Genomic DNA, 18,504 nt, shown 5'->3' with positions numbered 1-18,504 from the left:
GTTTTTACACATGGCAATGTCCGATCCGATTGCGGATATGCTCACGCGAATCCGCAATGCCAATTCGGCATATCACGAAAAAGTGGAAATGCCCGCTTCCACGATGAAAGCGGCAGTGCTTAACATCCTGAAAGAAGAAGGCTTTGTAAAGAATTTTGAGTCCGTAAACGACGGCAAGACCTTGAAGGTTACGTTGAAATACGGTTCCAATAAAGAAAAAGTAATTAGCGGTATTAAACGGATTTCCAAACCGGGCCTGCGCGTTTATGCGAAAAAGGAAGAACTCCCTCGCGTCCTAGGCGGCTTGGGGATCGCCGTAATCTCTACGTCCAAAGGTGTGATGAGTGATAAGACGGCGCGTAAATTAGGGTTAGGCGGCGAGGTTATCGCCTACGTCTGGTAAATTTGGAGGTGTCAATATGTCACGTATAGGTAGAATGCCTATTGATGTCCCGGCAGGCGTAACGGTTAAACTTGACGGTCCGGTCATTACGGTGAAAGGACCGAAGGGTGAACTGACCCGCACGCTCCATCAGGATATGAAAGTAACAGTACAGGATAACGTTATTACAGTAGAACGTCCGACGGAAGAAAAGAACCATCGCGCCCTGCACGGCCTTACACGGGCTCTTGTTGCCAATATGGTGCAAGGCGTTACGGAAGGATTTAAAAAAGAACTGGAAATCGTCGGCGTCGGCTACAGAGCGCAGATGAAAGGAGCGAAACTGGCATTGACGCTCGGTTTCTCTCATCCCCTCGAATTGGATCCGCCTGCAGGTATCAGCGTAGAATGCCCGAGCGCTACACAAATCGTCGTATCCGGCATAAATAAGGAACACGTAGGCGAGTTTGCGGCTAAGATTCGCGGCTATCGTTTGCCTGAACCGTACAAGGGAAAAGGTATTCGCTATGCAGGCGAACATGTACGGCGTAAAGCAGGCAAGGCCGGCACGAAGAAATAATAATCTGTTCTCACAGAAAGGAGTGAATTCCTTGAAATCCAGTAAGAATGCGATTCGCGTAAAGCGTCATTGGCGTTTGCGCAAGCATATAAGCGGTACGGCGGAACGTCCGCGTTTAAACGTATTTCGCAGCTTGAACCATATTTACGCACAGCTCATCGATGATGTAAACGGTACGACCCTCGTATCGGCCTGCACATTGGATAAAGAATTGAAAGGCCAAGCTAACGGCGGCAATAAAGAAGGCGCCAAGGCAGTCGGCAAATTAGTTGCCGAACGGGCTGTGGCAAAGGGCATTACAACGGTAGTATTCGACCGCGGCGGTTACTTGTATCACGGTCGCGTAGCGGCTTTGGCCGATGCAGCTCGTGAAGCGGGCTTGAAGTTCTAATCAGGAGGAAATAAGACATGGCAAAAGTTGACCATACAGGTCTTGAGTTACAAGAAAATGTCGTATTTATCAACCGTGTTGCTAAAGTAGTTAAAGGCGGCCGTCGTTTTTCCTTCAGTGCCTTGGTTGTAGTCGGTGACGGAAACGGCCGTGTAGGTGCAGGATTGGGTAAAGCCGGTGAAGTTCCCGAAGCTATCCGCAAAGGTGTTGAAGATGCGAAGAAACATTTAGTTACAGTGTCCTTAAAAAACGGTACCATTCCTTATCAGACGACAGGTGTTTTCGGTGCAGGTCAGGTTCTCTTGAAACCGGCTGCAGAAGGTACCGGCGTTATTGCCGGCGGTCCTGTTCGTGCCGTATTGGAATTGGTCGGCGTGCGTAATATCCTTACGAAGTCTCTCGGTTCTTCCAACCCGAACAACGTGGTTCGCGCTACGATTCAAGGATTGGCGCAATTGAAGGATGTCAAGAAAGTGGCAGAACTCCGCGGCAAGACTGTAGAAGAAATTTACGGTTAATAAGGAGGATATGAATAATGGCACAAGTTAAAGTTACGCTTGTACGGAGCTTGGCAGGACGTCCTGCCGATCAGCGCGCAACCGTTACGGCTCTCGGCTTGCATAAAACGAATTCCACCGTTGTCAAAGAAGCCACGCCCCAGATCAAGGGTATGCTGCACAAGGTGGAACACTTGATTAAAGTAGAAGAAATTTAATACGAAGGAGGTGTGCTGAATTGAAACTTCATGAAATGAGCATTATTCCCGGTTCCAAGAAGAAACGCAATCGCGTCGGTCGCGGTATCGGCTCCGGCAACGGCAAGACTGCCGGCAGAGGCATGAAGGGCCAGAACTCCCGTAGCGGCGGCGGTGTACGTCCCGGCTTTGAAGGCGGCCAGATGCCCCTGTATCGTTTACTGCCGAAACGCGGTTTTAAGAATATTTGGGCTAAAGAATATGCGGAAGTTAATGTTTCCACATTGAATCGCTTTGAAGACGGTACGACTGTCGATCCGGTAGCTCTCGTTGAAGCGGGAATACTGAAGAATGTCCGCGACGGCGTTCGTATATTGGGCAGCGGCGAGCTCGAAAAGAAACTTACGGTCGTAGCCCAGGGCTTTACCAAGTCTGCACAGGCGAAAATTGAAGCAGCCGGCGGTAAAGTAGAGGTGGTATAAGGTGTGGGACAGCATTCGGAATGTCTTAAATGTTCCTGAATTTCGTAAACGTGCAGTATTCACCTTGATAATGTTCGTCATCTTTCGTCTCGGCGTCCATATTCCCGTTCCGGGTGTAGACGCGACGGCGATAGAAAGCCTCTTTAACAGCGGTAACCTGTTCGGCCTCCTTGATTTATTCTCCGGCGGTGCATTGAGCAAGTTTTCCGTATTGGCTATGAGTATTACGCCGTACATCAACGCTTCCATTATTATGCAGTTGTTGACGGCGGTCGTCCCTACCTTTGAGCAGTGGTCCAAGGACAATCAGGACGGTCGTGACAAGATTCAAAAGGTCACTCGTTACGGTACGGTCCTTCTCGGCTTTATTCAGGCCTTTGCCATGAGCTATGCCCTGAAAGTTAATAACGCCTTAATCGACAACAGTTGGACCATGGTTCTCATGGTTGCCGTCATTCTGACGGCAGGCACATGCTTTCTTATGTGGCTCGGCGATCAGATTACGGCTGGCGGCATCGGCAACGGTATTTCGCTGATTATCTTTGCGGGTATCGTCGCCCGTTTCCCGAACGGCGTCAACACACTGTATCAATATGTACAGGCAGGAACAATTAATGTATTTCAGGCGGCGCTCTTTGCGCTCATTGCCCTGCTCATGATCGTTATCGTCGTGGAAGTAACACAGGGACAGCGGCGAATTTCCGTGCAATATGCGAAACGAATTGTGGGCCGTAAAATGTACGGCGGTCATTCGACTCATATTCCCTTGAAAGTAAACCAGGCAGGCGTTATTCCCATTATTTTCGCCTCGTCCGTACTCATGTTTCCGATTACGATCGCCCAGTTTATCCAAAATGACACCATTCAGTGGTTGGCGACTGTATTCGGGTGGGGTACCTTGGGCAATACTATTGCCTATGCGGTTTTAATTATATTCTTCACATACTTCTATACGGCCATTTCACTTAATATTCCGCAGATGACCGAAAATATGCAGAAGTACGGCGGCTTTATTCCGGGGATTCGCCCGGGGCAGCCGACGGCAAGGTTTATTGATCGAATCATGACGCGCATTACCTTGGCAGGCGCTATCTTTTTGGCTTTTGTTGCCATCTTGCCGAATTTTATCGGTTGGATTACAGGCATTCAGGGCGTCTACTTCGGCGGCACGGCCGTCCTTATCGTCGTCGGTGTCGCCATCGATACGATGAAGCAGGCCGAATCGTTGGTGCTGAATAAACAGTACCAAGGCTTTGTAAAATAAGAAGGAGGCAATTTGAGTGTATATTCTGTTAATGGGCCCTCCCGGTGCCGGTAAAGGCACGCAGGCCGAACGACTGATTGAAAAATACAAGATTCCTCAGATTTCCACCGGTGACATGTTCCGTGCGGCCGTAAAGGAACAGACACCTCTCGGTCTGGAAGCCAAGAAGTATATGGACGGCGGCCAATTGGTTCCCGACGCGGTTACAATCGGCATTGTCAGGGAAAGACTGGCAAAGGATGATTGTAAGGAAGGGTTCATCCTTGACGGCTTTCCGCGCACGACGTCGCAGGCCGTCTCGCTTGACGCGATTCTCCGCGACCTCGGTATCAAGCTGGACGGCGTTATCAACATTGCCGTCCCCGATGAAGAGCTGGTACGGCGCACAACGGGCCGTCTCATTTGCCGCAGCTGCGGCGCCACCTATCATTTGACGTCCAAGCCGCCCAAGACGGAAGGCACTTGCGACAAGGACGGCGGCGAATTGTATCAGCGTGATGACGATAAGCCCGAAACCGTTAAAAAACGTCTTTCCGTGTATGCGGCTCAGACCAAACCCTTGATTGACTATTACAAAAATTCGAACCTTTATATTGAAGTGGACGGTCAGCAGGATATGGATACGGTCTTCAACGCCATCGTGGCAAGTTTGAAAAAGGGCAAGTAAGATGATTATATTAAAGTCCAAACGCGAAATCGGTTACATACGCGCAGCCGGACGCATTACAGCAGACGCGTTGGCCCTCATGAGGGAACTGGCCAAGCCGGGTGTGACGACGGGAGAACTGGACCGGCGCTGTGAAGAGTATATTCGCAGCCAAGGCGCTTTCCCCAGTTGCAAGGGCTACTGCGGTTTTCCCGCAACGATTTGTGCCAGCGTGAATGAAGAAGTGGTACATGGTATTCCCGGTCACCGAAAATTGCATGACGGTGATATAATCAGTGTTGATTTGGTTGTAAATAAAGACGGCTATCACGGTGACTCAACAATTACGATTCCTGTCGGCAGCGTGTCGCCTGAAACGCTTAAACTGCTTGAAGTGACGGAAGAATGTCTTTACAAGGGCATCGAACAGGCCGTCGCCGGCAAGCACATGGGTGACATCGGGCAGGCCGTGCAGCAGTACGCGGAATCTTTCGGCTACGGCGTCGTTCGAGACTATGTCGGTCACGGCATCGGCGCGGATATGCACGAAGAACCGGAAGTTCCCAATTACGGCCGGGCCGGACACGGTGTGCTGTTGGAAGAAGGCATGGTCCTGGCCATCGAGCCGATGATCAATATGGGTACCGAGAAGGTACGTCAGCTTGATAACGGATGGACTGTTATTACACAGGATAAGAAACCGGCAGCCCATTTTGAGCACACTGTTGCCGTTACCGATCACGGTCCGGAAATCCTGACTTTACAGTCATAATGAACAGGGTTCACCAGTCTGTCGGAATGACGGTTCTCAGTCTGACAGGTAAAGATAAAGGCGGCATATATGCAGTTGTCGCAGTAGGGGCTTATCCGTATGTGTATATCGCTGACGGTAGGAAATACAAGAAGGAAAAGCCCAAGAAAAAAAACTGCCGACATCTCAAGCCTTTAGAACCGAGCGCAGAGCCGCATCGTTATAAAGATGATCGGTGTATACGCGAACTGATAAGCAGGACGAAACGGATTTTGACCGGGGAGGAGTAGTACATGTCTAAAGAAGATGTTATTGAAGTTGAAGGTATTGTTGTTGAAGCGTTGCCGAATGCCATGTTTAAGGTAAAGTTGGAGAATGACCATATTATATTGGCTCATGTTTCCGGTAAGATGCGCATGAACTTTATCCGTATTTTGCCCGGAGACAGAGTTACGATGGAACTTACTCCGTACGACTTGAGCCGCGGGCGTATTACATATCGCTTCAAATAACTGCTTGCGTAGGAGGTAATTATGAAGGTAAAACCCTCAGTAAAAAAGATTTGCGATAAATGCAAAATTATCAAGCGCAAAGGCCGCGTAATGGTTATTTGCGAAAATCCGAAACATAAACAAAAGCAAGGTTAATAAGGAGGTGGATGAATAGATGGCACGTATAGCCGGTGTGGATTTACCACGCGATAAACGAGTTGAAATTGGATTGACATACATTTTCGGAATCGGCCTTTCTTCCTCACAGGAGATTTTAAAGAAAACGGGCGTCAATCCGGACACGCGCGTTCGTGATTTGACGGAAGACGAAGTGCAGAAAATTCGCGAACTCATTGGCGAAGAATACAAGGTAGAAGGCGATTTGCGCCGTGATACGGCTCTTAATATTAAACGCCTTATCGAAATTAACTCTTACCGCGGCAAACGGCATCGCTCGGGGCTTCCTCTGCGCGGACAGCGTACGAAGACGAACGCGCGTACTCGCAAGGGTCCGAGAAAAGCGATTGCAGGTAAGAAAAAATAATATTGTTGCGTAAGGAGGGAAATGATTTTGGCTAAAAATAACGTAAGAAGTAACAAGAAAAGAGAAAAAAAGCATGTAGAATCCGGTGCTGCACATATCCGTTCTACCTTCAATAACACCATTGTTACGATCAGCGATACGAAAGGCAATGCCTTGTCTTGGGCAAGCGCGGGCGGTCTCGGTTTCCGCGGTTCCCGTAAGAGTACGCCCTTTGCTGCGCAGATGGCTGCGGAACAGGCTGCCAAAGCGGCTATGGAACACGGCCTTCGCCAGGTAGATGTATTCGTTAAAGGCCCGGGATCCGGTCGTGAAGCGGCTATTCGTGCTTTGCAGGCTGCAGGACTGGAAGTAAATTCCATTAAAGACGTTACCCCTATTCCTCACAACGGTTGTCGTCCTCCCAAGCGGAGACGCGTATAATCAATGGCCTCGCGGCGATTGATTTTGATTCTGGAATAGGAGGATTTTCCACATGAGTAACGAAAACATTTTTAAAGTGACATCCGTTGAGTCTGACGAAAGCGGAACCTTTGGAAAATTCGTATGCAAGCCTCTTGATCGGGGCTATGGAATCACCTTGGGGAACAGCTTGCGACGCGTCCTCTTGTCTTCTCTTGAAGGCGTTGCCGTTACATCGATTAAGATCGACGGCGTCCTTCATGAATTTTCTACGATTCCCGGTGTACGGGAAGATGTTTCTGAAATCATTTTGAACCTTAAACAGGTTCGCATGAAGTTCACACGCAATGAACTGACGGAAGCGGATATTATCGTGGATATTTCGGGAGAATGCGTATTTACGGCTGAAAACCTCAACGTAAACTCAGACATAGAAATTTTGAACCCGAAACTTCATATTGCCACCTTGGATGAAGATGCGCATATTCGTATGCATTGTCATATTGAAAAGGGAAAAGGCTACGTTCCTTCGACAAAGAATAAGAAGGAAACGGACGTCATTGGCGTCATACCTATCGATTCGATTTATTCCCCTATTTTACGGGCTAAGTATGAAGTCGATAATGTTCGGGTCGGCAACGAAATGGATTATGATTCGTTGACCATGGAAGTTCAGACAGACGGCAGCATTAAGGCTGCCGACGCGTTGGCATCGGCAGCTTCTATCATGACTTGCTATTTGGACGAATTTAAAAAATTGGCTACGACAGACGATGAATTGCAAAAGCCGCCTTTCGTTCCCGACGGGGATGAAGAAGAGGGCGGCGATGAAGGCGGTACGGGCGGCGGTATCGGTGACGAATCCATCGATCGCTTACAATTATCCGTTCGTGCATCCAATTGTCTGAAACGTGCCAATATTTATACCATCTCTGACTTGATTGCCCATTCGGAAGCGGAACTTTCCAAAATCCGCAACCTCGGCAAGAAATCGGTTGATGAAATTATTGTAAAACTTAAAGACGTCGGCCTTGAATTGAAGCCTAATGATGAATAATGAGGAGGATGAACGATGGCTTATAGAAAATTAGGACGCGACAGCTCTGCGCGCAAAGCAGTATTGCGCAGCCTTGTTACCTCTTTATTCCGGCATGAACGCATTGAGACTACGGAAGCGAAGGCAAAAGAACTTCGCAAAGTAGCAGATAAGATGCTGACCCTTGCTAAACGCGGCGACTTGCATGCGCGCCGTCAGGCATTGGCATACATAACGGATGAAGACGTAGTAAGAAAACTGTTTGCAGAAGTAGCTCCGAAATATAAGGAACGCCAAGGCGGTTATACGCGCATTATTAAGGTGGGTGTCCGTCAGGGCGATGCGGCTCCCGTCGTGATTATTGAACTGGTTTAAGGCCGTTCGGTACGGAATAGGACCTTACGGCAGAAAGCGTTGCAGAGTTCTGCAACGCTTTCTTTATTAAAGGAGGTTTCATGGCTTACAGAACTATATTGGCCGTCAACTTCGACGAAGAACGACTGCGTCTATTGAAACATGTCGGCCTTACGGCACAGGCGAAAGTGCGGGCCGTAGGGGAAGACGAAAAAGATAAGACCGTCGGCGAGCTCATCGGTTTGACGGAGGAGGAAACGGCAGAAATTTCCGCCCTTGCGCAGGATACGATAGAGGGAACGGCTATTCCCGACGATGCGGAACCCGTAATGAAAGAAGCCGTCATTCTCTGCGGCTTCGATCAGGCGGCGGCTCACGAGTTTTTGGAGGCGATTAAGCGGGGCAAGGTGAAGTACATTCCCTTAAAAGCCATGCTCACGCCCAATAATGTAGGCTGGAACATTCATACTATTCTCTACGAATTACAGGAAGAACATGAGTATTTTAAGAAGAACAGATCCCGCTGAAGGAGGTATACGCTGTGCGACCGACGACACTGTGTTTTCCCATCACGGCGGACGGCAGGCTTCTTTTGGGGCGTAAGAAGCGCGGCTTCGGCGCCGATAAGTGGAACGGTTTCGGCGGCAAGCTTGAAGGACGTGAGACCTTTCGCCAGTGCGCCGTGCGGGAGCTGCATGAAGAAGCGGGCCTTATAGCGGCGCCGGAAGACTTGGAGATTATCGGATTTTTGGACTTCCATTTTCCCGCATCCCCGAACGATGACCATATTACGTATATATACTTTGCCCGTACATGGACAGGGACGCCGGTGGAGACGGAAGAGATGGAGCCGCGATTTTTTTCGGCAGATAACCTTCCATACGATGAAATGTGGCAAGGCGATCGCGTCTGGTTACCTATGCTCCTGAAGGGCGAAAAAATTAAAGGCATTGTTACCTTTGCCGCCGGCGGCGAGCAGGTGGACCGAATGGAAATTTATAAACATGAATAAGCAAAGAGCGGCCTCGCGTGAGGCCGCTCTTTGCTTCCGGGAAGCGTAAGTTAGCTTTCGTATAAACCGGAAGGTGATTCGGAAATGTTGATGTAAATATTCTTGGTTTGCGTGTAGTGTTCAAGCGTTGTCTTGTCCGTTTCTCTGCCGATACCGGACTGTTTGTAGCCGCCGAAGGGAGCACCGGCGGGAATGGCGTTGTACGTATTGATCCACATACGACCCGTTTCTACCGCATTGGCTACGCGCAGCGCTTTGTTGATGTCTCGCGTCCAAACGGCACCGCCCAATCCGTAATCCGATTGATTTGCCATGGCGACGACATCTTTTTCGTCTTTAAACTTGATGATGCAGACGACGGGGCCGAAGATTTCGTCGCGAGCAATGCGCATGTCGTTCGTTACATCAGCAAAAATTGTCGGGCGAATGAAGTTGCCCTTGTCGAGACCGCCTTCCGTAATCTTTTCACCGCCGCAAATGAGGCGGGCTCCTTCTTTTTTGCCGATTTCGACATAATCAAGGATTTTTTGAACCTGTTTGCCGTCGATTTGCGAGCCCATTTGTACGCCTTCTTCCCAAGGAAGACCTACTTTTACGCGTCCGAATCGTTCAGCCAGATCGTGGACGAACTTGTCGTAAATGCCTTCCTGTACGAAAATACGGGATCCTGCGCAGCAAACCTGCCCCTGATTGAAGAGGATACCTAATTGGGCGCCGTCCATAGCCATATCCCACTTGCAATCGTCAAAGAAGATATTTGCCGATTTACCGCCCAATTCCAAGGTTGCAGGCACCATCTTTTCCTGAGCCGCCTTATACACGTCATAGCCGATTTCCGTTGAACCCGTGAAGGCGAGCTTCTGTACGCCCGGATGGTCGAGGAGGTATTGGCCCGTGCGGGAACCGCCTCCGGTGATGACGTTGATTACGCCTGCCGGGATGATATCGCCGATAAGGCGCATCAGTTCAAGTACACTGAGAGACGTGGAACTCGACGGTTTGAGCACGGTAGTACAACCTGCCGCCAAGACTGGGGCCAGTTTCCAAGCCGCCATGAGGAAGGGGAAATTCCAAGGTACGATCTGGCCGACAACACCGATCGGTTCGTGTACGACCAGGCTCAGTGTGTGGTCGTCGAGCATGATAGCGCGCCCTTCCTGTGTGCGTACGGCACCGGCGAAGTAGCGGAAGTGATCGGCGCCCAAGGCGATGTCCACTGCCCGTGTTTCACGCAGGGGCTTGCCGTTGTCGAGCGTTTCCACCATTGCCAAGTGTTCCGCGTTGGCATCAATGATTTCAGCGATTTTTAAGAGCAGATTCTGCCGTTCGATAGGCGACGTGTGTTTCCACGTTTCCAGCGCTTTTGCTGCAGCTTTTACGGCTGTGTCCACATCGTCTTTCGTCGCCTCCGCAACGGTTGAGAGGAGTTCGCCGTTGGACGGGTTGTACTCTTTAAAGGTCTTGCCGTCACTTGCGGGAACCCATTTCCCGTCAATGTACAGATTATAGGAGTTTTGCACGTATTTAGACATAATAATCATCGCTCCTTTCATTTGAGCTTATAAAGCCGCTTTTACAGCCGGTTCCAACTCTTCCGGCGTTACAGTCGGTTCAAACCGCGTGACTGTGTTCCCGTCGCGGCTGACAAGGAACTTTGTGAAATTCCATTTTATGCCGTTGCCTTCGACATTTTCCGGATAATGTTCGCTTACGACCTGTTGGATCAGTTTACCCATTTCCTTGTCTGTTTCAAAGCCTTGGAAAGGTGCCGCATCGCTTAAGTAAGTAAACAAAGGCGCCGCGCTTTTGCCTCGGACGTCTGTCTTGGCAAAGAGCGGGAATGTTACGCCGAAGTTCAGCTTACAGAAAGACTGCACTTCTTCCGCACTGCCCGGTTCCTGTGCAAGAAATTGGTTGGACGGGAAACCGAGTATAATGAAACCCCGGTCCTTATACTTCTTATATAATGCTTCCAAACCTTCGTATTGCGGCGTAAATCCGCACTTACTGGCCGTATTGACGATTAGTACGACCTTGCCCTTGTAATCGGCAAGAGAAACCTCTTCGCCTTTAATATTTTTTACATTGAAATCATAAATGTTCATGATTTTTCCTCCAAAATTCAGAATATTTATCTTTTGTGTTGCTCTAAACAGAAAATTGCTAATAACAGTTATCCATTTAGAGAAGTTATATACAGTATAGTGGAAAGAAAAAAATAAATCAATACTATTGTAGTGCATTTTAGGAATAGAATAAGTGAAGTGCAGGAAAGACATGAATATATCCGCCTCAAATGTTCTGTATAGAGGTAAAATAATGGTATAATAATAAAAATATCTGAAGCGGAGGACTGTTATATGGCATATATTGAAAGCTTCAACGGAAAGAGGCCGAAGATTCATGAGACCGCCGTTATTGCGCCGACGGCCGTTCTGATCGGTGATATTACTATTGACGAAGGTGTCAGTATTTGGCCGAACGTCATCATTCGCGGCGACATCAGCTCCATTCACATCGGCGCCTATACGAACGTACAGGATAATTCGACTCTGCATGCCGACGTCGATACGCCCTTGGAGATTGAGCCTTACGTACTCATCGGCCACAACGCCATGGTACACGGCCGCCGCATCGGCCGCTGCACACTCATCGGCATGTGTGTCTGCGCCATGGGCTGGACAGATATCGGCTCAGGCTGTATTGTCGGTGCGGGTACGCTCATTACGCAGGGCAAGACCGTTCCCGACCGCTCTCTCGTCTACGGCAACCCGGCGCGTATTGTCCGGACTTTGGAGGATGCGGCTGTCGAAGAGACGAAGAAAGCGGTTATGGAATACCATGCTTTGAGTTCGCAGTATACGGACTGGCAGGCATAAGCAGAGCGAATTGTAAGCGGGAGAGCAGATATATGGCGGAACTATTGGCACCTGCCGGTTCACTTGCGCACGTGCGGGCCGCAATCGATGCGGGAGCCGATGCCGTCTACTTGGGCGGCAGGGCCTTCAGTGCCCGGAAATTTGCACACAATCTGGATAATGAGGAAATACGCACGGCCGTAGAGACTGCACATCTTTTCGGCGTGCGCATTTATACGACCGTCAACATTGTCGTTGCAGACGCGGAAATGGCGGAATTGCGGGATTATTTGCGTTTTCTCGACGAAGCGAAGGTCGACGGCATTATCGTTCAGGACTTGGCCGTTGCTAAAATTGCTCATGAGACCGTGTCGGATCTGCCGCTCCACGGCAGCACACAAATGACCGTTGCCGACATAGAAGGCGTACGTTTTTTAGAACGCTTGGGCTTTACGCAGGTCGTCTTGGCACGGGAGCTCAGCCTTGCGGAAATCGCGGCCATTTGCGCGCAGACGGAGCTTGCCGTGGAGGTCTTCATTCATGGTGCATCGTGCATGTCTTATTCGGGTCAGTGCCTCATGAGCAGCTTCATGGGGGGGCCGCCTCGGCAATACTGTCTATACCTTGGACTCGTTGACGCTTTGGTCGGAAGACAGTATGCTGCCGGCGAGCGTTCTCAACGATCTGCGCCGCCGGATGACGGAAGAAATGACGGCTTGTCGCCTGGCTGCCTATGTACGGCCCTCTGCCGGGAAGCCTTGTCCGGCCGATTCGGCGCAACCGTTGCGGAAAGGCAAGAGCCCTTTTCTTGCCGGGCATTTCAGTCTTGCGCATTGAAGGGCGGGGCCGTGATGCCGAGTGGCTGAGACGTGTTGTCAAGCTGTATAGGCGTCTTTGTGATGGAGAGCGGCCGTCGCATGTGTCAAAAGAAGACAGGACCGTAACACGGGGCCATTTTTTCCGCGGTATTACGGATTGATCGGGAGCTTGATATGAATAAACGAAGCATGCGCATTCTCGGATTCAACGAAATTCGGGATATGCTCGTCCGAGAGGCGCCGTCGCGTCTGTCGAAAGAGTTGGCGCAAGATATAAAACCTTATGATAATGAAAACGAAATCGCGCGTGCTCTGAATGATACGGAAGAGGCGCTCACCTGTCTGGAACGGGAAGGATCCGTGCCCTTAGGCGGCAGCGGCGACATTCGGCCGCAGCTGGAAAAGGCGAAGCGGGAAGTACCCTTGGACGGCGCCGAATGCGTTGTCCTTTGGGAGAACGTCCGCCGTTACGGTGAAATTAAGGACTTCTTTGAGACGAAATACGGAGACTATGTACAGCTTTCGGAAAAAGCGCGGGCAATAGGCGATTTCACGCAGCTTGAGCGAAGATTTTCCGGCGTCTTTGATGAAGAAAACCGTATTCGTGACAACGCATCGGCCGAGCTTCTGCGTCTGCGAGGCCGCATTGCCGAATTGGAGCGGCGTACGAAGCGGTATATCAATACGATTCTCGCCAACAAAGAGTATCAGAAGTACTTTCAGGATACTATAGTGACCGTGCGCAACAACCGCAGTGTCATTCCGGTCAAGCAGGAATACAGGCATGCCTTTCCGGGTATTGTCCACGACATGTCCGCGAGCGGCGCGACTCTTTACATAGAGCCCATGGCTCTTGTAGATGCAAATAACGATTTGCAGGCGGCGCGTCTGGGTGAGACAAAGGAAGTGGAGCGCATCTTCCGCCGCCTTACGGCGCTCGTAGCGGAAAATTATAATGACTTGATGACGAGTACGGCTGCCGTGGCTCACTTGGAATTTGCTTTTACAAAAGCTCGTCTGGCCATACGCATGAAGGCGCAGCGTCCGATGCTGTCAACGAAGCGGGCCGTTAAGCTTTACGGTGCGCGGCATCCTCTGATTCCCGCCGATGCGGTCGTCGCCAATACGATTCTTCTCGGCGGCGAATATCGTATCCTTCTTATAACGGGTTCCAATACGGGCGGCAAGACCGTGGCCATGAAGACCCTTGGTCTTTTGGTCCTTATGTATCAGTCCGGTCTCTTCATTCCCGTGCGCGACGGCTCGGAGCTTCCCGTTTTCGGCGACATCTTTGCGGATATTGGCGACGAACAGGATATTGCCCAAAATCTCAGTACCTTTTCTGGCCATATGAAGCAGCTCATTTACACTATTATGCACAGCACGGCTAACGACTTGATCCTCGCCGACGAAATCGGCTCGGGCACGGATCCGGCCGAAGGTTGCGCTTTGGCTATCGCCATTATGGAAGAAATCTGTAAAAAGGGCGCTTTCGCCATGGTGACGACCCATTACAACGATTTGAAAAACTATGCTTACAATACGCCGGGTGTCGAAAACGGCCACGTCGAATTCGATACGGAGACATTGCGGCCTACGTACAAGCTGCGCATAGGTTCAGCCGGCAGCAGCCATGCTTTCAATATCAGCGAACGCCTCGGTATGCCTGCGCCCATCCTGGAAAAAGCGAGAAACCTGCGCAGCCGTGCACAAGACGTCGATATAGAAGCGGTCTTGACGAAGCTCAACGACAGGGAACGGCAACTGGATGAAGAACGGACCGAGCTGGAGCGGCTCTTAGCGGAAGCAAAGAGCCATGAAGAATGGTTGCGCCGGGAAAAGGAGAAGGCTGCCGCCAAGCGTCAGGATATTATTGCTTCAAGTCGCCGTGAAGCGGCCGACTTGAAGCGTGAACTGCGACTTGAAGCGGAACGGATTATTCGTGACCTCAAGCATTTGTCGCGGGAGGCGACAGAACGGGAAAAATCCCGTGCCATCGACCGGGCACGCAGAGAAATACAACAAATTTCCTTGCCTGACGTTACGGGAGAGAACCGCATTCCCGTGAATTCGAAAACGCTGAAACCGGGTGACACCGTATATATCAACTCTCTCGGTGCCTTGGGCAAGGTGGAAGAAATAAAGGGTAAACGCCTGACCGTCTCGGCACGGGGCATGACTATCCGCGTAGGCCTTGCCGAGCTCAGCGCACCTTATCCGGAAGAAGTAAAGAAAGAACGGCAGGCGGAAAAACGTGCCGCTGCGGCCTCTACCTTTCGTCCCGTACGCACGGGACGCGTGGCGACAGAGATAAACATTATCGGTAAGACAGGAAACGAAGCGCTGCCGGAAGTATCCCGTTTTTTGGATCAGGCTCTGGCTGCCGGCTTCAGTCCGGTACGGATTATTCACGGTAAGGGAAGCGGTGCCCTGCGCAAGCAGGTGCACGAGTATTTGGCAGCCCAGCCTTTTGTGAAAGCCTACGCTCCGGATGATGCTCAAAGCGGCGGCGACGGCGTGACGGTCGTACACTTTTAATACTTCGGGGGACAGATGGAGAAACTGAAGAAACGTATCGTACAGGACGGATCAATCATTGATAACCGCCTCTTAAAAGTTGATAATTTTCTTAATCAGCAGATTGATACAGCCCTTATAATGCATATGGGTCGGGAATTTGCCGCCCGTTTTGCAGACGTACAGGCGGATCGCATTTTAACCATAGAATCATCGGGTATTGCCGTTGCAATGGCAACGTCTGCGGCTATGGGGAATATACCCTTCGTTTTTGCACGCAAGAAAAAATCCATCCTTATGGAGGACGACGTTTACACGGCGGATATTTACTCGTATACAAAAGAAGAAACTTATACGGCAAGCGTCAATAAGGCCTATATCCCGGCAGGTGAGAAGATTCTTATTATGGATGACTTCCTCGCCAGCGGTGCCGCCGCGCTGGGACTGGCGTCTATCGTCGAAACGGCCGGTTCCGTTGTAGCGGGCGTAGGCATAGTCATCGAAAAGACCTTTCAACCGGGCCGGGCGGCTCTGGAAGAAAAAGGCTACCGCGTCGAATCCCTGGCGCGCATTGCCGCTTTTGTAAACAACAAGCCTGTTTTTGTGGAATAAGACAGTTATAAAATATTGGTTTTACAATAGGAGCAATTTATGGAATCCACAGCAGCAAGCAATAATGCACTAACATATATCTTCCGAAAGGATGATTATAAACCGGCGGTAGCGAACAAGGGCAAGCCCTTTTTGAAATGGGCCGGAGGAAAAGGGCAGCTATTGGCCGAAATTTCAGCATACTATCCCTTCGGTGACGGCCATATAGATGCATATGTAGAGCCTTTTATCGGCGGCGGTGCTGTTTTATTCGACATTCTCAAGCGTTATGAGCTGTCGCGCGTGTATATAAGCGACACAAACGAGGATCTCATTGTCGCCTATAAGGCCATACGGGACCGGACAGACTTTCTTGTGGAAATTCTTGCTTCATATGAAAGGGAATACATTCCGCAGGCTATAGAGACACGTAAGACTTATTATCTGGAAAAACGGCATGAATTTAATGAATTAAGAGCGCTGCATGACGAAACGACGGCAGTACGGCGGGCGGCCCTTTTAATTTTTTTGAATAAGACCTGTTTTAACGGGCTTTATCGCGTTAATAAACAAGGCATCTTCAACGTGCCCATGGGGATCTATAAGCGACCCTTGATTTGTGATGCGAAAAATCTCTACGCAGTGGCGGAAAAATTAAAGAATGTAACTATTGCCTGTGGGAGCTATGTGGAAGCTGAAGCTTTTATTGACGACAAAACCTTTGTCTACCTTGATCCGCCGTATCGTCCGCTTACTAAAACGGCCGCCTTTACGGCATACACTGATGCGGGATTTGATGATACGGCACAATTGGAATTGGGGGAATTTGTCAAACGTATTGCCGGAAAAGGGGCAAAATTCCTATTGAGCAACGGGGATCCTAAAAACATTGATGACAAGGATAACTTTTTTGATGACCTGTACAGAGCCTTCAAGATACGAAGAGTGGAAGCTAAACGGGCTATTAACAGCAAAGGTTCGGCTCGGGGAAAAATAAAAGAACTGCTTATCAGCAATTTTTAAAGCAAACATGTTAAATTAAATTGAGAGGAGGCGAAGTATGAAACGAGACTTTATGAAATGGATGGCCGGTTTTCGCGACAGCATTGCGACGTATGACTATTATATCGACTTTGCCAAAGTCTATCGTAATGTGGCCGAATTAAAAATAGAGTTAAATATATTGAATACCCTTGTCGGTTCAAAGACTATAGAAAAAGACTTCCGACATATTCTCGGGAAATACCCGGAGGTGTTGAAATGTATCCCCTTACTATTAGCTGTCAGAAAAGAGGAGATATACTGCCAAGATGAACAGGGCGGTTATATTTATGATTTTTCTCATCAAGTATTTACAGAAAATCGAATACCTGTTGACCGATATGTATATTTCATGGAGAGGACTGGCCTTTTTGAATTATTGTCGCACCGAATTATTCAAAGCGTATTCGACTATGCCACAGGTGTAGAAACAGGGCTTGATTCAAACGGTAGAAAGAATCGCGGCGGTCATTTGATGGAAGACCTGGTTGAATCGTTTATTAAGAAAAATGGCTTCGTAAAAGGAGACTCCTATTTTAAAGAAATGTATATTCACGAAATTACGGGCAAGTGGGGCATTGACTTAGGTGCCATTTCTAATGACGGAAGGGCAGAGAAGCGGTTTGATTTTGTTGTTAAGACAAAAAACATGACTTATGGAATTGAAGCCAATTTTTATGCCAGTGCCGGCAGTAAGCTGAATGAAACGGCACGCAGCTACAAGACTTTGGCCTTGGAAACGGATACGATAGAGGGCTTTGCCTTTGTTTGGTTCACAGATGGCAAGGGTTGGGCAAGTGCACGACACAATTTAGAAGAGACTTTTGATATTATGGAACACATTTATAACATTAAGGATTTAGAAAACGGTATTGTGGGAGAAGTATTTGTATAATGGTAACGAAGATAAAAAAATGGGAGCCTGAAAATTTTGAGCTGCAGATGACGACACTTTGGTCCTTTCCGCAAAGAGGTGATTGGGCTACACATGATGCCAAATGGCGCGGCAACTGGTCGCCCTATATTCCTCGAAATATTTTGTTACGCTATTCTGAAGTAGGCGATTTGGTGTTGGATCAGTTTGTCGGCGGTGGTACGACTTTGGTTGAGGCGAAATTATTAAACCGTAATTGCATCGGTATTGATGTGAACGACGTTGCCTTAGAACGGTGTAAAGAAAAGATTGACTTTACACATGAAGGTGCTGACGGTAATATAGCGCTTCACAAGGGTGATGCGCGGGAGTTGGATTTCTTATCAGATGAAAGTATCGACTTAATTTGTACGCATCCGCCCTATGCCGATATTATTCATTACAGTGAAAATATTCAGGAAGATTTGTCGCTGTTGAAAATAGATTCATTTCTTGATGAAATGAAGAAAGTTGCCGCAGAAACTTATCGCGTTTTAAAGCCCAGTAAATTCTGTGCCATTCTCATGGGCGATACGCGTAAAAAGGGATATATGCAGCCCATGTCTTTTGAAGTTATGCGTATTTTTGAGGAATCCGGCTTTAGGCTGAAAGAATTGATTATAAAAGAACAACATAACTGCCGTGCTACGGGATATTGGAAGACGAACAGTATAAAATACAATTTCCTGCTCATCGCGCATGAATATCTTTTTGTTTTCAAAAAATAAAAATTAAATGAC

The 18,504-nt window shown here is 49.0% G+C and carries 26 protein-coding genes; 24 read left to right on the top strand and 2 right to left on the bottom strand.

Annotation, left to right across the window (positions count from 1 at the left end; all coding sequences use genetic code 11):
- The first annotated feature begins 10 nt into the window (after window positions 1-10).
- From rpsH to BQ2674_RS05665, 17 genes are all read left to right on the top strand, one after another.
- A complete protein-coding gene (gene rpsH, locus BQ2674_RS05750) occupies window positions 11-403 on the top strand; it encodes a 30S ribosomal protein S8 (RefSeq protein ID WP_075572864.1) in 393 nt (130 codons plus the stop codon).
- A 16-nt stretch (window positions 404-419) separates the two neighbouring features.
- Window positions 420-962: a 50S ribosomal protein L6 gene (gene rplF, locus BQ2674_RS05745; protein ID WP_075572863.1), complete on the top strand. Its 543-nt coding sequence runs from the start codon at window positions 420-422 to the stop codon at window positions 960-962.
- 31 nt (window positions 963-993) lie between these two features.
- Entirely contained in the window at window positions 994-1,353 is a 360-nt protein-coding gene (gene rplR / locus BQ2674_RS05740; RefSeq protein WP_075572862.1) for a 50S ribosomal protein L18, read from the top strand.
- Between the two features lie 17 nt (window positions 1,354-1,370).
- Window positions 1,371-1,871, top strand: a complete 501-nt coding sequence (rpsE, locus tag BQ2674_RS05735; protein ID WP_075572861.1) for a 30S ribosomal protein S5 — start codon at window positions 1,371-1,373, stop codon at window positions 1,869-1,871.
- Between the two features lie 17 nt (window positions 1,872-1,888).
- On the top strand, window positions 1,889-2,068 hold the full coding sequence (gene rpmD / locus BQ2674_RS05730) for a 50S ribosomal protein L30 (RefSeq protein WP_075572860.1): 180 nt from the start codon (window positions 1,889-1,891) through the stop codon (window positions 2,066-2,068).
- A 20-nt stretch (window positions 2,069-2,088) separates the two neighbouring features.
- Entirely contained in the window at window positions 2,089-2,529 is a 441-nt protein-coding gene (rplO, locus tag BQ2674_RS05725; RefSeq protein ID WP_075572859.1) for a 50S ribosomal protein L15, read from the top strand.
- A 1-nt stretch (window position 2,530) separates the two neighbouring features.
- Window positions 2,531-3,793: a preprotein translocase subunit SecY gene (secY, locus tag BQ2674_RS05720; protein WP_075572858.1), complete on the top strand. Its 1,263-nt coding sequence runs from the start codon at window positions 2,531-2,533 to the stop codon at window positions 3,791-3,793.
- Window positions 3,794-3,809: 16 nt separating this feature from the next.
- Entirely contained in the window at window positions 3,810-4,460 is a 651-nt protein-coding gene (locus tag BQ2674_RS05715; protein WP_075572857.1) for an adenylate kinase, read from the top strand.
- Window position 4,461: 1 nt separating this feature from the next.
- On the top strand, window positions 4,462-5,211 hold the full coding sequence (gene map, locus BQ2674_RS05710) for a type I methionyl aminopeptidase (RefSeq protein ID WP_075572856.1): 750 nt from the start codon (window positions 4,462-4,464) through the stop codon (window positions 5,209-5,211).
- A 272-nt stretch (window positions 5,212-5,483) separates the two neighbouring features.
- Window positions 5,484-5,702: a translation initiation factor IF-1 gene (gene infA, locus BQ2674_RS05700; protein WP_023053313.1), complete on the top strand. Its 219-nt coding sequence runs from the start codon at window positions 5,484-5,486 to the stop codon at window positions 5,700-5,702.
- 21 nt (window positions 5,703-5,723) lie between these two features.
- The gene (gene rpmJ, locus BQ2674_RS05695) at window positions 5,724-5,837 is read left to right on the top strand and encodes a 50S ribosomal protein L36 (RefSeq protein WP_006791131.1); all 114 of its coding nucleotides are present in this window, start codon (window positions 5,724-5,726) and stop codon (window positions 5,835-5,837) included.
- 19 nt (window positions 5,838-5,856) lie between these two features.
- Window positions 5,857-6,225 (top strand): 30S ribosomal protein S13, encoded by a 369-nt coding sequence (rpsM, locus tag BQ2674_RS05690; RefSeq protein ID WP_075572854.1) that lies wholly within the window; start codon window positions 5,857-5,859, stop codon window positions 6,223-6,225.
- A gap of 21 nt (window positions 6,226-6,246) precedes the next feature.
- Entirely contained in the window at window positions 6,247-6,645 is a 399-nt protein-coding gene (gene rpsK, locus BQ2674_RS05685; protein WP_187364808.1) for a 30S ribosomal protein S11, read from the top strand.
- 52 nt (window positions 6,646-6,697) lie between these two features.
- Window positions 6,698-7,681, top strand: coding sequence for a DNA-directed RNA polymerase subunit alpha (locus tag BQ2674_RS05680; RefSeq protein ID WP_075572853.1), 984 nt, complete (start codon window positions 6,698-6,700; stop codon window positions 7,679-7,681).
- A 15-nt stretch (window positions 7,682-7,696) separates the two neighbouring features.
- Window positions 7,697-8,035 (top strand): 50S ribosomal protein L17, encoded by a 339-nt coding sequence (rplQ, locus tag BQ2674_RS05675; protein WP_075572852.1) that lies wholly within the window; start codon window positions 7,697-7,699, stop codon window positions 8,033-8,035.
- A gap of 80 nt (window positions 8,036-8,115) precedes the next feature.
- Entirely contained in the window at window positions 8,116-8,541 is a 426-nt protein-coding gene (locus BQ2674_RS05670; RefSeq protein WP_075572851.1) for a DUF3783 domain-containing protein, read from the top strand.
- A 14-nt stretch (window positions 8,542-8,555) separates the two neighbouring features.
- Window positions 8,556-9,026: an 8-oxo-dGTP diphosphatase gene (locus BQ2674_RS05665; RefSeq protein ID WP_075572850.1), complete on the top strand. Its 471-nt coding sequence runs from the start codon at window positions 8,556-8,558 to the stop codon at window positions 9,024-9,026.
- Between the two features lie 50 nt (window positions 9,027-9,076).
- Here the strand turns inward: BQ2674_RS05665 and BQ2674_RS05660 are convergent, their stop codons facing one another.
- Together BQ2674_RS05660 and BQ2674_RS05655 are read right to left on the bottom strand one after the other, a co-directional pair.
- Window positions 9,077-10,558: an aldehyde dehydrogenase family protein gene (locus BQ2674_RS05660; RefSeq protein ID WP_075573369.1), complete on the bottom strand. Its 1,482-nt coding sequence runs from the start codon at window positions 10,556-10,558 to the stop codon at window positions 9,077-9,079.
- A 27-nt stretch (window positions 10,559-10,585) separates the two neighbouring features.
- The gene (locus tag BQ2674_RS05655) at window positions 10,586-11,131 is read right to left on the bottom strand and encodes a glutathione peroxidase (RefSeq protein ID WP_075572849.1); all 546 of its coding nucleotides are present in this window, start codon (window positions 11,129-11,131) and stop codon (window positions 10,586-10,588) included.
- Window positions 11,132-11,386: 255 nt separating this feature from the next.
- Here BQ2674_RS05655 and BQ2674_RS05650 point away from each other — a divergent pair, with 255 nt between their 5' ends.
- From BQ2674_RS05650 to BQ2674_RS05620, 7 genes are all read left to right on the top strand, one after another.
- Window positions 11,387-11,905: a gamma carbonic anhydrase family protein gene (locus BQ2674_RS05650; protein ID WP_075572848.1), complete on the top strand. Its 519-nt coding sequence runs from the start codon at window positions 11,387-11,389 to the stop codon at window positions 11,903-11,905.
- Window positions 11,906-11,937: 32 nt separating this feature from the next.
- Entirely contained in the window at window positions 11,938-12,750 is an 813-nt protein-coding gene (locus BQ2674_RS05645) for a peptidase U32 family protein (RefSeq protein WP_075572847.1), read from the top strand.
- Between the two features lie 126 nt (window positions 12,751-12,876).
- Window positions 12,877-15,240 (top strand): endonuclease MutS2, encoded by a 2,364-nt coding sequence (locus BQ2674_RS05640; protein ID WP_075572846.1) that lies wholly within the window; start codon window positions 12,877-12,879, stop codon window positions 15,238-15,240.
- Between the two features lie 15 nt (window positions 15,241-15,255).
- Window positions 15,256-15,831, top strand: coding sequence for a xanthine phosphoribosyltransferase (locus BQ2674_RS05635; RefSeq protein WP_075572845.1), 576 nt, complete (start codon window positions 15,256-15,258; stop codon window positions 15,829-15,831).
- A 39-nt stretch (window positions 15,832-15,870) separates the two neighbouring features.
- Entirely contained in the window at window positions 15,871-16,833 is a 963-nt protein-coding gene (locus BQ2674_RS05630) for a DNA adenine methylase (RefSeq protein ID WP_075572844.1), read from the top strand.
- 37 nt (window positions 16,834-16,870) lie between these two features.
- The gene (locus BQ2674_RS05625; RefSeq protein WP_075572843.1) at window positions 16,871-17,746 is read left to right on the top strand and encodes a type II restriction endonuclease; all 876 of its coding nucleotides are present in this window, start codon (window positions 16,871-16,873) and stop codon (window positions 17,744-17,746) included.
- On the top strand, window positions 17,746-18,492 hold the full coding sequence (locus BQ2674_RS05620; protein WP_075572842.1) for a TRM11 family SAM-dependent methyltransferase: 747 nt from the start codon (window positions 17,746-17,748) through the stop codon (window positions 18,490-18,492). Before BQ2674_RS05625 ends, BQ2674_RS05620 begins: the two co-directional genes overlap by 1 nt.
- The last annotated feature ends 12 nt before the right edge of the window (window positions 18,493-18,504 follow it).

This window comes from Megasphaera coli (assembly GCF_900095855.1).
In the GTDB taxonomy this organism is placed as follows: Bacteria; Bacillota; Negativicutes; order Veillonellales; family Megasphaeraceae; genus Megasphaera; species Megasphaera massiliensis_A.
The sequence above is the reverse complement of the archived record's forward strand: the minus strand, read 5'-3'. Positions and strand labels throughout refer to the sequence as shown.

Bases quoted from the DNA above. Each gene is read 5' to 3' on its own strand.
- rpsH (WP_075572864.1), top strand. From the start codon at position 11: ATGGCAATGTCCGATCCGATTGCGGATATGCTCACGCGAATCCGCAAT.
- rplF (WP_075572863.1), top strand. From the start codon at position 420: ATGTCACGTATAGGTAGAATGCCTATTGATGTCCCGGCAGGCGTAACG.
- rpsE (WP_075572861.1), top strand. From the start codon at position 1,371: ATGGCAAAAGTTGACCATACAGGTCTTGAGTTACAAGAAAATGTCGTA.
- rpmD (WP_075572860.1), top strand. From the start codon at position 1,889: ATGGCACAAGTTAAAGTTACGCTTGTACGGAGCTTGGCAGGACGTCCT.
- map (WP_075572856.1), top strand. From the start codon at position 4,462: ATGATTATATTAAAGTCCAAACGCGAAATCGGTTACATACGCGCAGCC.
- infA (WP_023053313.1), top strand. From the start codon at position 5,484: ATGTCTAAAGAAGATGTTATTGAAGTTGAAGGTATTGTTGTTGAAGCG.
- rpmJ (WP_006791131.1), top strand. From the start codon at position 5,724: ATGAAGGTAAAACCCTCAGTAAAAAAGATTTGCGATAAATGCAAAATT.
- rpsM (WP_075572854.1), top strand. From the start codon at position 5,857: ATGGCACGTATAGCCGGTGTGGATTTACCACGCGATAAACGAGTTGAA.
- rpsK (WP_187364808.1), top strand. From the start codon at position 6,247: ATGATTTTGGCTAAAAATAACGTAAGAAGTAACAAGAAAAGAGAAAAA.
- BQ2674_RS05680 (WP_075572853.1), top strand. From the start codon at position 6,698: ATGAGTAACGAAAACATTTTTAAAGTGACATCCGTTGAGTCTGACGAA.
- rplQ (WP_075572852.1), top strand. From the start codon at position 7,697: ATGGCTTATAGAAAATTAGGACGCGACAGCTCTGCGCGCAAAGCAGTA.
- BQ2674_RS05670 (WP_075572851.1), top strand. From the start codon at position 8,116: ATGGCTTACAGAACTATATTGGCCGTCAACTTCGACGAAGAACGACTG.
- BQ2674_RS05660 (WP_075573369.1), bottom strand. From the start codon at position 10,558: ATGTCTAAATACGTGCAAAACTCCTATAATCTGTACATTGACGGGAAA.
- BQ2674_RS05655 (WP_075572849.1), bottom strand. From the start codon at position 11,131: ATGAACATTTATGATTTCAATGTAAAAAATATTAAAGGCGAAGAGGTT.
- BQ2674_RS05650 (WP_075572848.1), top strand. From the start codon at position 11,387: ATGGCATATATTGAAAGCTTCAACGGAAAGAGGCCGAAGATTCATGAG.
- BQ2674_RS05645 (WP_075572847.1), top strand. From the start codon at position 11,938: ATGGCGGAACTATTGGCACCTGCCGGTTCACTTGCGCACGTGCGGGCC.
- BQ2674_RS05640 (WP_075572846.1), top strand. From the start codon at position 12,877: ATGAATAAACGAAGCATGCGCATTCTCGGATTCAACGAAATTCGGGAT.
- BQ2674_RS05635 (WP_075572845.1), top strand. From the start codon at position 15,256: ATGGAGAAACTGAAGAAACGTATCGTACAGGACGGATCAATCATTGAT.
- BQ2674_RS05630 (WP_075572844.1), top strand. From the start codon at position 15,871: ATGGAATCCACAGCAGCAAGCAATAATGCACTAACATATATCTTCCGA.
- BQ2674_RS05625 (WP_075572843.1), top strand. From the start codon at position 16,871: ATGAAACGAGACTTTATGAAATGGATGGCCGGTTTTCGCGACAGCATT.
- BQ2674_RS05620 (WP_075572842.1), top strand. From the start codon at position 17,746: ATGGTAACGAAGATAAAAAAATGGGAGCCTGAAAATTTTGAGCTGCAG.